Source organism: Pediococcus pentosaceus, assembly GCF_001437285.1.
GTDB classification, from domain to species: domain Bacteria; phylum Bacillota; class Bacilli; order Lactobacillales; family Lactobacillaceae; genus Pediococcus; species Pediococcus pentosaceus.
Genome location: NZ_JQBF01000008.1, coordinates 42,971 through 59,089 on the forward strand (window position 1 = coordinate 42,971; position 16,119 = coordinate 59,089).

General features: G+C 39.2%; 14 protein-coding genes. 13 read left to right on the forward strand and 1 reads right to left on the reverse strand.

Features of this window, described 5'->3' with window-relative positions; all coding sequences use genetic code 11:
* Positions 1-6: 6 nt before the first annotated feature.
* The 6 genes from IV86_RS07700 to IV86_RS07725 all read left to right on the forward strand — a co-directional run bounded on the left by IV86_RS07700 (position 7) and on the right by IV86_RS07725 (position 6,808).
* Complete coding sequence (locus IV86_RS07700; RefSeq protein WP_002833911.1) at positions 7-1,137, forward strand: AI-2E family transporter; 1,131 nt, start codon at positions 7-9, stop codon at positions 1,135-1,137.
* Between the two features lie 75 nt (positions 1,138-1,212).
* Positions 1,213-1,617 carry a glycerol-3-phosphate cytidylyltransferase gene (gene tagD, locus IV86_RS07705; RefSeq protein WP_002833910.1) on the forward strand — a complete coding sequence of 135 codons (405 nt, stop codon included), beginning with the start codon at positions 1,213-1,215 and terminating at the stop codon, positions 1,615-1,617.
* Between the two features lie 67 nt (positions 1,618-1,684).
* Positions 1,685-3,253, forward strand: coding sequence for a peptide chain release factor 3 (locus IV86_RS07710; RefSeq protein ID WP_002833908.1), 1,569 nt, complete (start codon positions 1,685-1,687; stop codon positions 3,251-3,253).
* Positions 3,254-3,358: 105 nt separating this feature from the next.
* A complete protein-coding gene (locus IV86_RS07715; RefSeq protein WP_002833907.1) occupies positions 3,359-5,533 on the forward strand; it encodes an LTA synthase family protein in 2,175 nt (724 codons plus the stop codon).
* 67 nt (positions 5,534-5,600) lie between these two features.
* Positions 5,601-6,446, forward strand: a complete 846-nt coding sequence (locus IV86_RS07720; RefSeq protein ID WP_002833906.1) for a sulfite exporter TauE/SafE family protein — start codon at positions 5,601-5,603, stop codon at positions 6,444-6,446.
* Entirely contained in the window at positions 6,446-6,808 is a 363-nt protein-coding gene (locus tag IV86_RS07725) for a DUF1634 domain-containing protein (protein ID WP_002833905.1), read from the forward strand. The genes IV86_RS07720 and IV86_RS07725 overlap by 1 nt, the downstream gene beginning before the upstream one ends.
* Before the next feature lie 54 nt (positions 6,809-6,862).
* Here the strand turns inward: IV86_RS07725 and IV86_RS07730 are convergent, their stop codons facing one another.
* The gene (locus IV86_RS07730) at positions 6,863-9,082 is read right to left on the reverse strand and encodes an ATP-dependent Clp protease ATP-binding subunit (protein WP_041526957.1); all 2,220 of its coding nucleotides are present in this window, start codon (positions 9,080-9,082) and stop codon (positions 6,863-6,865) included.
* Between the two features lie 204 nt (positions 9,083-9,286).
* Between IV86_RS07730 and IV86_RS07735 the strand changes: the two genes are divergently transcribed.
* From IV86_RS07735 to IV86_RS07765, 7 genes are all read left to right on the forward strand, one after another.
* Complete coding sequence (locus IV86_RS07735; RefSeq protein WP_002833903.1) at positions 9,287-9,475, forward strand: hypothetical protein; 189 nt, start codon at positions 9,287-9,289, stop codon at positions 9,473-9,475.
* 145 nt (positions 9,476-9,620) lie between these two features.
* Positions 9,621-9,887, forward strand: a complete 267-nt coding sequence (locus IV86_RS07740; protein ID WP_002833902.1) for a phosphocarrier protein HPr — start codon at positions 9,621-9,623, stop codon at positions 9,885-9,887.
* Complete coding sequence (gene ptsP / locus IV86_RS07745; RefSeq protein WP_002833901.1) at positions 9,887-11,611, forward strand: phosphoenolpyruvate--protein phosphotransferase; 1,725 nt, start codon at positions 9,887-9,889, stop codon at positions 11,609-11,611. The genes IV86_RS07740 and ptsP overlap by 1 nt, the downstream gene beginning before the upstream one ends.
* Before the next feature lie 72 nt (positions 11,612-11,683).
* Positions 11,684-12,457 carry an alpha/beta fold hydrolase gene (locus IV86_RS07750; RefSeq protein ID WP_002833900.1) on the forward strand — a complete coding sequence of 258 codons (774 nt, stop codon included), beginning with the start codon at positions 11,684-11,686 and terminating at the stop codon, positions 12,455-12,457.
* Positions 12,458-12,546: 89 nt separating this feature from the next.
* Positions 12,547-13,722: a glycosyltransferase family 4 protein gene (locus IV86_RS07755; protein ID WP_056979518.1), complete on the forward strand. Its 1,176-nt coding sequence runs from the start codon at positions 12,547-12,549 to the stop codon at positions 13,720-13,722.
* A 49-nt stretch (positions 13,723-13,771) separates the two neighbouring features.
* Positions 13,772-14,788: a glycosyltransferase family 4 protein gene (locus IV86_RS07760; RefSeq protein ID WP_002833898.1), complete on the forward strand. Its 1,017-nt coding sequence runs from the start codon at positions 13,772-13,774 to the stop codon at positions 14,786-14,788.
* A 13-nt stretch (positions 14,789-14,801) separates the two neighbouring features.
* Entirely contained in the window at positions 14,802-15,836 is a 1,035-nt protein-coding gene (locus tag IV86_RS07765) for a lysylphosphatidylglycerol synthase transmembrane domain-containing protein (protein ID WP_002833897.1), read from the forward strand.
* The last annotated feature ends 283 nt before the right edge of the window (positions 15,837-16,119 follow it).

Sequence of the window (16,119 nt, forward strand, 5' to 3'; positions counted from 1 at the left end):
TACGTTATGTTTGAAAAATTTAGAAAAACGCCATTGATGTATTGGTCTTTGGAGCTACTAATCGTGGCGACTTTAATCTGGGTGTGCACGAAGATTGATTTCCTGTTTACCCCGATTGGGACGTTCATTAGTACTGTATTTATGCCAATCATTTTAGCCACCTTTTTGTATTATATGCTTAATCCCTTGGTAAAGTTGTTAACTAAGGTCCGTTACAAGAAATTTAAGATTCCCCGCACCTTAGCAATCGTGATTGTGTTTGTCCTATTTATCACGTTGATTGTATGGGGAATTAGTTCTTTCTTACCGAACTTAATTGATCAGGTTTCCCAAATGCTGGGGAACTTGCCTTACATTGTCAAAAGGTTGCAAAAGACCGTCCCACAGTTGTTAGAACATTCGTGGTTGAAGAAGATTGACTTTGCGCCCTTTATCAAAAATATCAATAGTGAGATTGGTAAGTATGCGGAAGGCTTTTTAGCAGGGACGGCCCTGCATATCGGTAATCTGATTTCCACCTTAACTAATGCCACAGTGGTGGTGATTACTGTGCCAATCATCTTGTTCTATATGCTAAAAGATGGTTACAAATTGATCCCCACAGTTGCCCAAGTGGTTCCACACCGGAATCGTAAGAATGTGGTGGATTTATTTAATACTATGAGTGATACTTTATCTTCGTACATTTCAGGACAAGTCATTGAATGTTTGTTTGTTGGGACGTTCACGGTTATCGGTTATATGATTATCCAACAACCTTACGGCTTACTCCTCGGAGTGATTGCGGGAATCTGCAATATCATCCCTTATGTGGGTCCATATTTCGGAATTTTCCCATCTTTACTAGTGGCAATTGCTCAATCACCGGGCCAAGTTGTTTCAGTGATTATTGTGGTATTGATTGTTCAACAGGTGGACGGAAACTTTATCTATCCTAATGTGATTGGTAAGTCACTTCAAATTCACCCGTTGACCATTATTATTTTATTGTTGGTGGCTGGAAAGATTTCTGGCATTCTCGGAATGATTTTAGCGGTGCCAGCATATGCGATAGTTAAAGTTTTGATTAACTTCATTCATCACATCTGGAAGTTAGATCAAGAAACCATTGAAGAAAAAATTAAGCCTCAAAAATAATAATAAATTGGTAGATATAATGATAGTATGGTAATATCTACAGAGTTGAATAATATAATTCAAGGAGAATAAATCTTGACAAAAGTAATTACTTACGGAACCTTTGATTTACTACACAAAGGTCATATCCGTCTTCTCAAGCGTGCTAAGGCACTAGGAGATCATTTAACCGTTTGTGTTTCAACTGATGAATTCAACGCCATTAAGGGCAAAAAAGCTTATACGTCTTTCGAAGATCGTAAGTACATTTTGGAAGCGATCAAGTATGTTGATGAAGTTATTCCAGAACGTGATTGGGATCAAAAGATTAGCGATGTTAAGGACCATGACATTGATATCTTTGTGATGGGTGACGACTGGGAAGGTCAATTTGATTTCCTAAAAGATTATTGCAAGGTCGTCTACTTGCCACGTACGGCTGGTATCTCAACTACTAAGATCAAAAAAGATCTTGGACTAGGCGATTACAAAAAAGATTAGGACTACAAACTAAGATTGGGATGTCTAGACGATTCCAATCTTATTTTTTAGAGAGAAAGGAACTACTATGAATCAACAAGATTTAAAAAATGCGGTGGAAAAACGCCGGACGTTTGCCATTATTTCCCATCCGGATGCTGGTAAGACGACGATTACAGAACAACTATTGCTCTTCGGGGGCGTTGTGCGCGAAGCCGGAACGGTTAAAGCCCGTAAATCTGGCAATTATGCTAAGTCGGACTGGATGGAAATTGAAAAGAAACGTGGAATTTCGGTTACTAGTTCGGTTATGCAATTTGATTACGCTGGTAAACGAATTAACATCTTGGATACTCCTGGACATGAGGATTTCTCAGAAGATACTTATCGAACCTTGATGGCCGTGGATTCAGCTGTCATGGTAATTGACTCCGCCAAAGGGATTGAGCCCCAAACTAAAAAGCTTTTCCAAATTTGTAAAATGCGCGGTATTCCAATTTTCACTTTCATGAACAAGTTGGATCGGGATGGACGCGAACCCCTAGACTTGGTTAATGAATTGGAAGAAGTCTTAGGCGTAGAAGCTTATCCGATGAATTGGCCAATTGGAATGGGTAAGGGACTAGCCGGATTGTACGATATTTACAACAACCGCATTGAACTACATACTGATGAACCAGAATTTTTGGAACTTAATGCTGACGGCGAACTCAAAGAAAGCAATCCGATCGAAGAGGAAAGTGTTTTCCAAGACGCCATGATGGAAGTTTCTTTAATGAAAGAAGCTGGCAATCAATTTGATGAAGCCAAGATTGCTACTGGGGAATTGACTCCCGTCTTCTTTGGTTCGGCTTTGACTAACTTTGGGGTTAAGACTTTCTTGGATGCTTACCTCCAATATGCTCCTGCACCAACTTCACATAAAGATGAAGCCGGTGAAGAAATCGAACCAACTGAAGAAGAATTTTCAGGATTTGTTTTCAAGATTCAAGCTAATATGAATCCTAATCACCGTGACCGGATTGCCTTTTTGCGCATTTGCTCTGGAGAATTTGATCGTGGGATGGACGTCACTTTGAACCGGACGGGTAAAACTTTACGCCTTTCTAATTCCACTCAATTCATGGCAGACACACGTGAAAACGTGGAAACAGCGGTTGCGGGAGATATCATCGGACTTTATGATACGGGTAACTTCCAAATTGGGGATACTATTTACGCTGGCAAACATGCCATTCAATTTGAAAAATTACCACAATTTACACCGGAACTATTTATGCAAGTTTCCGCTAAAAACGTGATGAAGCAAAAGTCCTTCCATAAGGGAATCAAGCAATTGGTTCAAGAAGGAGCTGTCCAGCTTTATACTAACTACACTACTGGAGATTATATTCTCGGTGCCGTAGGTCAACTTCAATTTGAAGTTTTCCAATTCCGGATGCAAAATGAATACAATTCCGAAGTAGTTATGCAACCTATGGGTAAAAAGACTGCGCGCTGGATTGACCCAGAACAACTCGATGAAAAAATGTCGTCTTCACGTAACTTATTGGTTAAAGACCGTTATGGACAACCATTGTTCTTATTTGAAAACCAATTTGCAGAACGTTGGTTTGCTGGTAAATACCCAGATGTTAAACTAACGGCCAAACTCTAAAAACTAAATCTTTCTAAATTAACACCTCAAATGGGGTTAATTTTTTAGTTTTTAATATATAATGGTTAAGTTGTATCAAGAAATATCACGTGGAGGAACGATAGCATGAATCGTTTATGGGGTAAATTTCGACAGGGGCTAAATACTAAATTTGGCTTCTTCATGCTAATTACAGGTTTATTTTGGATTAAATCGTACATAGCATATCAAACAAAATTCACGTTGGGTGTTCAGGGTGGCATGCAAGAATTGATTCTCGCCATCAGCCCGCTGGGTTTTGCCATACTTTTGTTCGGGATTGGATTGTATATCCGTGGTAAGTGGGCCTACTGGTACATGATTATTATGGATACCATCTTATCGACTTGGCTATTTGCCAACATCCTTTATTATCGCGAGTTTTCAGATTTCATTACCTTTAATTTAATTAAGGGTTCTGGGTCAGCCTCCGATAATTTAGGAAAGAGTCTGATGGGAATTCTACGAACTACTGATTTCCTAGTTTTTATTGATGTAATTTTCGTTATTGCTATTTTAGCGTTTGGATTCGTTAAGATAGACCAAAGCAAGTTCAAGTTAATGAACTCCTTTGCGGTGACGGTCCTATCGATTGGGGTTTTAGCAGCTAACTTGGCTTTAGCTTATTCCAACCGTTCAGGATTATTGACGCGGACCTTTGATAATAACTACATTGTTAAGTACCTAGGACTACAAAGTTTCACTTTGTATGATGGGGTTAAGTCATTTGAAAACAGCAATAAGAAAAAGGAAGCTAAGGGTTCACAATTAGATCCGATTAAGAAGTTCATCAAAGAAAATAATGTTCCTGCTAATGTTGAATACAAAGGGGTGGCTAAGGGCAAAAATGTCATTATCATCCATTTGGAAAGTCTTCAACAATTTGTAATTAACAAAAAATGGAAAGGCGAAGAAATTACGCCGAACATTAATAAGTTCTACAAGGATAAAAATACTTTAGCCTACGACAACTTCTTCAATCAAGTTGGTCAAGGTAAGACGGCGGATGCCGAAATGATGCTGGAAAATTCCTTATTTGGTTTGGCAGAAGGTTCGGCGATGGTAACTGACGGGACCACCAATACTTTCCAATCGATGCCCGCTTTAATGCAACAAAATGGGTATTCGACGGCCGCTTTCCATGGGGATGTAGCTAGTTTCTGGAACCGAGACAACGCTTATAAGTCATTTGGTTACCAGTACTTCTTCAGTAAGCAATATTACACATTGAAGAAGGGCTACGTTAGTGGATACGGGATGAAGGATAAGCTCTTCTTACAACAATCGGCTAAGTACTTGGAACAATTACCACAACCGTTCTATGCTAAATTGATTACGGTCTCGAACCACTATCCATACGGAATCGAAAAGAAGAACGTTTCTATCGACAAATGGGATACCGGTGATTCAACCGTTGATCCGTATGTGCAAACTGCGCATTACTTAGATCAATCAATTGGGGAATTACTAAATTACTTGAAGAAAACTGGTTTGTACAATAAGAGCACCATCATGATGTATGGTGACCATTATGGGATTTCTAACAACCATAAGCCGGCCATTGCCAAGATCTTAGGTTTGAAGGGTGTAACCAACTATGATCTTGCCATGTTCCAAAAGGTTCCTTTCATGATTCATTCACCTGGTCTAAAGGGTGGTGTTAACCACAACTACAGTGGTGAAATTGATGTGATGCCAACCTTATTGAATTTACTCGGCATCAAGACGCCAGGCGCTTACCAATTTGGACATGATATTAATTCAAAACAATACAACCAGATTGTGGCGTTCCGAAATGGGGACTTTGTTTCGAAGAAGTATACCAAGTACGGGGGCGACCTCTACTTGACGGCCACTGGTGAACAAGTCACAGACGAAACACCTGCTCAAAAACAAGAAGTGAAAAAGATCCAAGATTACGTTAATAAAGAACTCGAATATTCAGATAAGATTATTAATGGTGATCTCTTGCGCTTTGCCAAGTTGGATTGGTTTAAGAAGGTTAATAAGTCAGACTACAGTTACAATATGAAGTCGGCGCTCGAACAACTAAATAAAGCTCAAAGTTCTAAGACGAGTTTGATTGAACAAAACCACGGCAAATCAACGTTGGATGATTATGAAACGGATGCTCCTGAACTAGAAAGCAATGCTGATAAATCATCTAGTTCAAGCAGTAGTTCTTCAGATAGCTCAGCTTCGAAGTCTTCAAGCAGTGATTCAAGTAGTAGCTCTAGTTCATCATCTGAAAGTAGTAAGTAACTTAAAGACTGAGAAGAGACCTTTAGGGGTGCTTCTCAGTTTTTTTATTAAGAGAGGAAGCGATTTTATGGCAAGTCATTTGATAATTCTACTATTAGTGGGACTAATGGCCGGAATTTTTGGAGCCATCCTGGGAATTGGGGGAGGAATGATTATTACTCCAGTTTTAACGGTGGCAATGGGATTAGATATTAAGTATGCGATTGGGGCTAGTATCATCGCGGTGATTGCAACGAGTTCGGGGGCAACCATTGCGTATTTAAAAGATGAGATGCTTAATTTACGAGTAGCGATGTTTTTAGAAATTGCGACGACCGTCGGGGCGATTGTTGGGGCAATTATGACCGGAATATTTAACTCGACCGTCCTTTTTGTGCTTTTTGGTTCATTCTTGGTATTTTCTTCTTGGAATATGTACCGCAAGTTGCGTCGCGGCGGTGGTGAAGAAGGTAGTACTAAAAATGATCGTTTAGCAAATCAACTCAACTTAAATGGTAGCTACTATGATAAAGCTCTTAAGAAAAATGTTGATTACCAAGTAGAAAATGTTCCCGGTGGTTCAGCCGTAATGTTTGGGGCCGGATTAGCCAGTGGATTATTAGGAATTGGTAGTGGAGCTTTCAAAGTTATGGCAATGGATAACATTATGAAGATGCCACTTAAGCCTTCTAGTGCTACCAGTAATTTGATGATGGGAGTCACCGCTGCTGCCAGTGCCATGGTCTATTTCTTTAACGGTTCCATTCATGCTGATATCGCAGGACCATTAGCGATTGGAATTTTATTTGGAGCTCAATTGGGAAGTCGAATTATGCAACATCTACAACCCCGTTGGATTCGAATGATTTTTATTCCCGTTCTTTTATATATGGGATTGCAAATGATTCTTAAAGGATTTGGGGTGAACATCTAATGAATGCTAAAAAACAAGAGATGCAACACGTGGAATTAGTCATTGGGCGTGTCCTTCAAGTGGGAGTATATATTTCAGCGCTAGTGATTCTATTAGGAATTGGTCTATGGTTATTTAAGAATGGTTCTGGATATTCGGGGGCTTTACCGACTCGGATTACGCCTATCTTTCATGGGGTGTTAGCTTTTAAACCTTATGCGGTTTTGATGTTTGGAATTTTCTTATTAATTTTGACACCCGTTCTACGAGTAATTGTTTCAATTTATGCCTTTGCTAAAGAAGGCGACCGTTTGTACGTGGTCATTACTACAATCGTACTAGTAATTCTAATTATTGGTATGGCAATTGGTTATCGCGGATAAAAAAAGAAGAGGTTAGGTAAACCATAATTGGTTTACCTAACCTCTTTTTATTATTTAATCTTTTTTAGGAGCACCAGTAATTTCAATTTGATCATCTTTAATCTTAGCGTTTAGTTGCTTTTCTGCTGGATGGTCAAGATAAAAGTCCGCGATGCGATCTTCAATTTGTTCTTGAATTACCCGACGCAATGGGCGAGCACCCATCTTAGGATTGTAGCCTAAATCAACTAAGCGTTCTTCAACTGGTTTGGTTACATCAACGTGTAGTCCTTGGGTTGCCAACATGCTATTAACGTCTGCAATCATTAAGTCGACAATTTGCATTAAGTTTTCCTTAGTTAAGGCTTGGAACTCAACAATGTCGTCAAAACGGTTCAAGAATTCAGGCTTGAAGTAATTTCCCAGTTTGTCAAGGACGGAGTGGGTCTTACCTTGAGCAGCTGCTCCAAAACCAACATCAGCTTGTACGTCACCAGTTCCGGCATTAGAAGTCATAATAATGATGGTATCTTTGAAGCTTACTGTCCGACCTTGTGAATCAGTTAGACGACCATCATCCAAGATTTGCAAGAACATATGCATGACATCTGGGTGAGCTTTTTCCACTTCATCTAGGAGAACTAAGCTGTATGGATGACGACGAACTTGTTCAGTTAATTGACCCGCTTCTTCGTAACCAACGTACCCTGGAGGCGAACCGATTAATTTTGATATTGAATGAGGCTCCATGTACTCACTCATATCAAAGCGAATCATAGAATCCTTAGAACCAAACAATTGTTGCGCAAGTTGCTTAGCTAACTCAGTCTTACCAACTCCGGTAGGACCGACGAAGAGGAAGGAACCAATCGGACGACCAGTTCCGTTTAAACCAATCCGGTTACGACGAATGGCCCGAGAAATCTTATCGACAGCTTCATTTTGTCCAATGACGTGATCTTTCAAGTTTTCTGAAAGATTTTGAAGTTGTTCTTGTTCCTGCTTTTGCAAGTCACCAACTGGAATGTCAGTCTTAGTTTCGATAATCTTTTCCATATCTTCTTCAGTGACCGTTGGTTGTTCTTCGCTACTTGTTGCACCATCTTTGTTCTTTTCAAGCTTAGAAACTTGATCACGGTAGTAAGCTGCTTTTTCGTAATCTTCTGATTGAAGGGCAGCTTTCTTTTGAGCTTCCGCTTCATCAATCTTCTTTTGAATGGTTTCTGGATCAGCGATGTTAATCGTTAGATTCTTCTTAGAACCAGCTTCATCAAGGAGGTCGATGGCCTTATCAGGAAGGAAGCGATCTTGAATGTAGCGTTTTGATAATTTTACGGCTGCTTCGATTGCATCATCCGTGTAGTGAACATGATGATAATCTTCGTATTTCTTTTGAATTCCTTTTAGAATCTTAATAGCTTCTTCTTCACTAGGTTCATCGACTTGTACTGGTTGTAAACGACGGGCAAGGGCCGCATCCTTTTCAATGTCCCGGAATTCTTTAAGCGTTGTAGCACCGACTAATTGGAAGTCGCCTCGGGCAAGGGCTGGTTTAAGAACGTTACCAGCATCCATGCCGCCTTCAGCATTACCAGCGCCAACAATTTCATGGATTTCATCGATGAAGACGACCATGTCTTTGTTAGCTTGAACTTCTTTCATTAGTTGTTGCATACGTTGTTCGAATTGACCACGAATTCCAGTACCTTGAACTAGAGAAACTACGTCCAAACGCACGATTTGTTTATTAACTAGCTTTTGAGGAACAGAACCTTCCACAATCCGCTGAGCCAATCCTTCTACGACAGCAGTTTTACCAACCCCAGCTTCACCAATTAAAACTGGGTTATTTTTAGTACGACGGTTTAGAATTTCAATGACCCGTTCAATTTCGCTGTCACGACCAATCACGGGATCAATCTTACCTTGTTTAGCTAAATCAGTTAGGTTCAAGCCATACTGACTTAAAAGTGATCCGCCGTTGCCACGGTTGTTAGGATTACCACCTGAACCATTTCCACCACCTGGTTGAGTAGGGGGAACTTGTTGTCCATAGAGGTTTTCGGGTTGTCCCATATTGCCGCCTTGCATCGCACGGAAGATGTCATCTAAGTTTCCAAATCCAAATGGATCTTGTGCCATACGAGCACCTCCGTTTCTATTAATGTTATTATTTCGTTGATTTTTTAAAAGTTGATAGCAATTCTGACACAGATTAACTTCTGTACGTTGACCATTCACGTTCGTATAGAGGTGAATGCTTGCTTCGTTCTTTTGACAGTTTTGACAAAGCATCTGCTGTCTCCCTTCTTTCAAAAATGTGAAACGATAATTAGTCAAATGATGTTTGACCAATATTGACCATACCTAAATTATACACACTCTATTTCAGAGTGCAAGTAGTTTGATTTGAAAAAAAGATGGATAATTAGGTAATATTATTGTTGATAACAAAGTACTTAATGGTATAGAATAAATAGACCGAAGTGAGGTGACAACATGCGAGATTATTTACAGCTTTTGAATGATTTGAAGGATGGTTCAATCAAAGAGCTAAAGATTACTGCAGAGGAGTTCCAAGATTTCCAGCCACGTTTTATGGAATTTCCTGAAAGAAAGCAAGTAATTGGAAAAGCAGACCGTGGCGGGATTGTTGTTTATCACTTTGAACGTATCAAAGATAAATAACGGATTTATTTAAGTTTTATGTAAGGGCTTGCTTTGCAACTAATAAATTGATATTATTCTTATCAAAGGCTTATAAATAATTAGTGTACGTTCACTACTTATTTGGGTCAAAAATATATGTGTAATCAAAAGGAGATATTTTATTATGGAAAAACGCGACTTTCATGTAATTGCAGAAACAGGTATTCATGCACGTCCAGCAACATTGTTGGTACAATCAGCTAGCAAATTCAACTCAGACATTCAATTAACTTACAAAGACAAATCAGTTAACTTGAAGTCAATCATGGGTGTTATGTCACTTGGTGTTGGCCAAGGCGCAGACGTTACTATCTCAGCTGATGGTGATGACGAAGCAGACGCAATCGCAGCACTTGAAGATACAATGAAAAAGGAAGGACTATCTGACTAATGGCTGGCACATTAAAAGGTATTGCGGCCAGTGATGGGATTGCCATTGCTAAAGCATATTTGATGGTGGATCCAGATCTTTCTTTTGAAAAGAAAAACATTACTGACGTTGATGCAGAAATCAAACGCCTTCATGATGCTTTGGAAAAGTCTAAAGAAGAACTTTCACTCATCAAAGCTAAGGCTGCAGAAAACCTTGGTGCTGAAGAGGCAGAAGTTTTCGAAGCTCATTTAACCATTCTTTCTGATCCAGAATTGATTGGTAATATTGAAGACAAAATTAAAAACGACACAATTAATGCAGAAGAAGCTACTAAAGAAGTTACGGATAACTTTATTTCAATGTTTGAAGCAATGACTGATAATGCTTATATGCAAGAACGTGCCGCAGATATTCGTGACGTTACTAAACGTTTGATGAGTCACTTGTTGGGTGTGGAACTTCCTAACCCCGCTTTGATTGATTCAGAAGTCGTTATTGTTGCGCACGACTTGACTCCAAGTGATACAGCTCAATTGGATCGTCGTTACGTTAAAGGCTTTATTACAGATATTGGTGGTCGTACATCACATTCTGCAATCATGTCTCGTACCCTTGAAATTCCAGCAGTTGTTGGTTCTGAAAAGGCTACTACTAGCGTAAAACAAGGCGAAATGATGATTGTTGATGGACTTACTGGGGATGCAATTATTGCACCTACTGATGACGAAATCAAAGCTTATCAACAAAAGGGTGAAGAATTTAAGGCTCAAAAAGCTGAATGGGAAAAACTTAAGAATGAAAAGACCGTTTCAAAAGACGGCGTTCATTTTGACTTAGCTGCTAACATCGGTACACCGGATGATTTACAAGGTGTTCTTGACAATGGTGGTGAAGCCGTTGGTTTGTTCCGTTCTGAATTCTTATACATGAATGCTTCCGAATTACCATCAGAAGATGAACAATTCGAAGCTTATAAGAAGGTTGTTGAAGGCATGAACGGCAAGCAAGTTGTTGTTCGTACAATGGATATCGGTGGAGACAAGGAACTTCCTTACTTACCACTTCCAGAAGAAATGAACCCATTCTTGGGTTATCGTGCAATCCGAATTAGTTTGGATCGTACAGATTTATTCCGTACACAACTTCGTGCTTTGCTCCGTGCTTCGGCATTCGGTAAGCTAGCAATTATGTTCCCAATGATTGCTACAGTAGCCGAATTTAAGAAGGCCCGTGCTATCTATGATGACGAACGTCAAAAGATGGTCGATGCTGGACAAGAAGTTGGTGAAATCCAAGTCGGTATGATGATGGAAATCCCAGCTGCTGCTATGATTGCTGATAAGTTGGCTAAGTATGTAGACTTCTTTAGTATTGGAACAAACGATTTGATTCAATACTCATTCGCTGCTGATCGTGGTAACGAAAAGGTTTCATACTTGTATCAACCATATAACCCATCATTGCTTCGCTTAATCAAGCAAACTATTGATGCTTCACATGCTGAAGGCAAGTGGACTGGTATGTGTGGTGAAATGGCCGGCGATCAAATCGCTGTTCCAATTTTAATGGGACTTGGTTTAGACGAATTCTCAATGAGTGCAACTTCAATCTTGAAGACCCGTTCATTGATGAAGAAGTTAACAACTGACGATATGAAGAAGTTAGCTGAAAAGGCTGTTACAGAAGCTGAAACTAACGAAGATGTAATCAAGTTAGTTCAAGAAACTGTTGACAACATTTAATCTAAAGCAAACTATTTTAGAACCGCTGACCTTAGTGTCGCGGTTCTTTTTTATTCTCTAGGAGGAAAATCAATGAAATTAAAATTAAAGTCGGGAGCCCAAATCTTTTTTGAAGATGAAGGACAAGGTACACCTATTCTGTTTTTAACGGGCTTTGGAGGCAATACTGAAATTTGGTCGGGACAAGTGAACTTCTTTTTGCAAAGAGGCTATCGAGTGATTCGATTAGATTATCTAAATCATGGTCAATCTGATCGAGTAGATGGTGAACTTCAAATCGGAGATTTAGCGGATGAAGTTCTACAATTAGTAGATTATTTACAATTAAAAGAACCCATCGGAATTGGTAACTCGATGGGAGCAGCAGTATTGTGGAATATTATTAACCTTCGAGGCTGGGATTTCTTGAGTAAGGCCATCTTTGTGGATCAGTCACCTAAGATGTTAAATGACCAACAGTGGCACCTCGGATTTAAAAATTTAGCGGAGGATAATTTTGATGAAGTAATGAACGAACCGATTGTCCGTCCAGCCTATAAACACATTGATGATTTTGTCTTCAAAAATTCTAAGGCCATTGATTCGGCCTATCCATTTTCTCAACCTCGGAACCGAGCTTTGGTTAAGGGGCATGCGAAAAAGGATTGGCGCTTTGTCTTAGAACAGGCGACGAAACCAGTGTTGTTTATAATGGGGGAAAAAAGCCCCTTCTTTGATAGCACCAAGACCGCTGAACTATCTGCCTTAAATGCTAATATCACGGTTAATGTAATGAAAAATGTGGGGCACATTCCGATGGCAGAGGATCCCACTGAATTCAATCGATTAGTATTACAATTTGTCTAAGGTTGACGGGCGAGGTTTGCATATCACATTTTAAACCAATATAATTAACACCAACACATAGTTATTTAGTATGGAAAGGGAGATTTGCTGTGAATATTGGATTATTTACCGACACCTACTTTCCGCAGGTAAGCGGAGTAGCTACATCGATAAAAACACTACGAGACCAGCTTGAAAAGCAAGGTCATCAAGTGTATATCTTCACTACTACAGATCCTAAGGTCGATACCAATGTATACGAACGGAACATCTTTAGGTTTACGAGTGTTCCGTTCGTATCTTTTACAGATCGGAGGATTGCAGTTAGTGGATTTATTCGGGCTGCTCAGCTGGCCAAAGAGTTAAACTTGGACATTGTTCACACGCAAACTGAGTTTTCACTAGGCTGGATGGGAAAGTTTGTGGCTAAGTCTTTGAAAATACCACTTATTCATACATATCACACCATGTACGAAGACTACTTGCACTACGTTGCTAATGGTAAATTGCTCAAGCCATATCATGTTAAACAGATGACGCGGGCCTTTTGTTATCATATCGACGGAATTGTTGCTCCTAGTGAACGAGTTTTAGATACGATTGAAGGATATGGCATTAACGTTCCGATTCGAGTAATCCCAACGGGGGTCAACCTAGAACAGTATCAAAAACCAAACAAGCGTAAGCAGTGGCGAGAAAAATTGGGTTCCGACGAAAGTAGTCCTATTCTTCTTTCACTAAGTCGTTTAGCCTACGAGAAGAATATTCAAGAAGTGATTGATAGTTTTCCAGCCATCTTAAAAGAGGTACCCAATGCACAACTGCTAATTGTAGGGGATGGGCCAGCGCGCACCAGTCTGGAAAACCAAGTGCATGACTTACATTTAGAAGATAGTGTCCAATTTACCGGAGAAATCAACAATGATCACGTCTATGGTTTTTATCAACTAGCTGATTTATTTGTTTCAGCTTCAGATACTGAATCACAAGGTCTTACATATATTGAGGCTTTAGCATCGAACTTAAAGGTGGTTGCTAAGTCAGGTCCTTATACAGATGAACTACTAGATGATATTTCTTTAGGAAAAGTGTTTAATACTGAAGATCAATTAGTAGCTGCAATCAAGGACTACATTGAACATCCAGATGCTTATAATGATCCAGCACCACGTGAAAAGAAACTCTATGAGATTTCAGCGGATTATTTTGGTAAGCAAGTTGTTGATTACTATAGTAGTGCAATTAGTACACATACAGATTTAGAGTTAGACGAAGATTCTGAATAGAATCGGGGTTAAAATCAGAATAATTTTGTTTAATGTTAGGGGTTAAGGTATGCCAATTAAGGTCAACATGTTTTCATCAGCTAGTAAGGTAAAGGGGCAAGGTGTCGGCAGTGCGTATGAAGAACTCATTCGTTTGTTGAAGACCCATTTTCCAAAGCAAATCGATGTTTCAATCAATAAATTTACTAAGGCTGATATTAGTCACTATCACACCATCGACCCTAATTTCTATTTATCAACCTTTTCTAAAAAAAGGGGAATTAAGGTCGGTTATGTGCACTTTTTACCGGAAACGATTGAGGGAAGTTTAAATATTCCACAACCTTTCCGTTCTATTTTTTATAAATACATTATCTCGTTTTATAAGCGAATGGATCATATTGTAGTGGTGAACCCCACATTTATTGATAAATTAGTTGCTTATGGGATTAGTCGGGATATTATTACTTATATTCCCAATTTTGTCCGTAAGAATGAATTTTACCGTTTTACAGAGGCAAATCGGGATGCGGTACGGGAACGTTTGGAGGTTAATAACCGTTTTACCGTGCTAGGCATCGGACAAGTCCAAGAACGTAAAGGGGTTAAAGATTTTATCAAACTTGCGGAGAATAACCCTGATAAGTATTTTATCTGGGCAGGAGGTTTTTCATTTGGTCGATTAACCGATGGATATGCCGATTTGAAGCAGGTGGTTGATAATCCACCTCGTAATTTAAAATTTACGGGGATTGTAGATCGTAATGCGTTGGTAGAATACTATAATGCGGCCGACCTATTTCTATTACCTTCATACAACGAGTTATTTCCAATGTCGGTTTTAGAAGCCTTTAGCTGTGGTGTTCCAGTCATGTTGAGGGACTTAGAGTTGTATCATTCCATTATTAAGGGGTACTATATACCTACTCAAGATTATGAGGATATGAATACTCAACTCAAATTAGTATCAGAAGATAAAGAAAGGCTGAATAAGTTTAAGCAGCTATCAGACGAAGCTTCGGAAGAATACTCTGAAGACCATCTAGCTGATATATGGTTAGACTTTTATTCATCTTTGACCAAATAGGGGGAGTTTATCTATGTCAAGGAGGAATAAAGTAGTCCTTGCGGTGATGATTCTAGCTGGTATTATAATTTTTGGCTTTTCATTACGAAACGTTAATTTGAATCAGATGGCACGGGATGTTGTCCACTTGAATATGTGGTGGCTACTTGTAGCTTTAGGATGCATTGTGTTATACCTCGGGTTAGAAGCAGTAGCTACCAAAATGTTGATTCAAAGTAACGGGGATCGTTTATCATGGAGGGATGCTATCCGAATTCCACTAATTGAACAGCTGTTTAACGGGATCACACCCTTTTCATCAGGGGGACAACCCGCTCAATTGGTGGCTTTAATGCAAAATGGGATTGAAGGAGGTCGAGCGAGCTCGGTACTACTAATGAAGTTTGTGGTATTCCAGTCTATGGTCGTCATCAACTTCATTTTTAGTTTATTGATCGGCTTTCAGTACCTTGAAGAGAAAATCCGTTTCTTATCTTGGTTTGTCTTATTTGGCTTTTTAATCCATTTAGCGGTGATTATTGGCTTGTTGATGATTATGTATTGGCATAACTTCACTAAGCGGCTGATATCGGCTATTTTTATACCAATTAAGCATTTTGTCAGTAAGGAACGTTACACAACTTGGAAGGTTACGTTAAATGAGAAGGTCGACTCCTTTTATCAAGAGAGTGTCAGGATGAAATCACAGTGGAGATTACTAGCTAAAGTAGCCCTGGTGACTTTCTTACAACTGCTTTTCTACTATCTAATCCCGTATTTTATCCTATTAGCTTTAGGAAAAAGCGATGTTAATATCGTAATGGTTACTTGTTTACATGTGCTAATCTTCATGGTTATCTCTTTATTTCCAATTCCAGGGGGAGCGGGGGGAGCCGAATACGGCTTTAGTGTCATCTTCGCTCAGTTTGTTGGTAATAATAGTAAGTTAGTCTTAGCTATGATGATCTGGAGAATCCTAACCTATTACTTCGGAATGTTCGCTGGGATGGTAGCAACTGTAGTTAAACCACATAAAGTAAACCGCGTAAAAGTAGTTAAAAACGAGTGATTTCACTCGTTTTTATTTTTTTTTTCAAAAAAGGGTTGACCAATCCCCGTTATCTTGATAATATATTTAAGTGCTCTTCTGAAGGGCACGTACGACTGGTTAAACTTCAAATCTTGATAAAAAAGAAATGAAAAAAGTTCTTGACAAGATATAACGAAGTTTGGTAAACTGGTCAAGCGAGGTTAACGCCTCGGTCGTTGAGAACAAGAAATTGTTTAAAAAAACTTTTAAAAAGTTGTTGACAATAATTGCTCTCGATGATATAGTTAAATAGTTGTCAAAA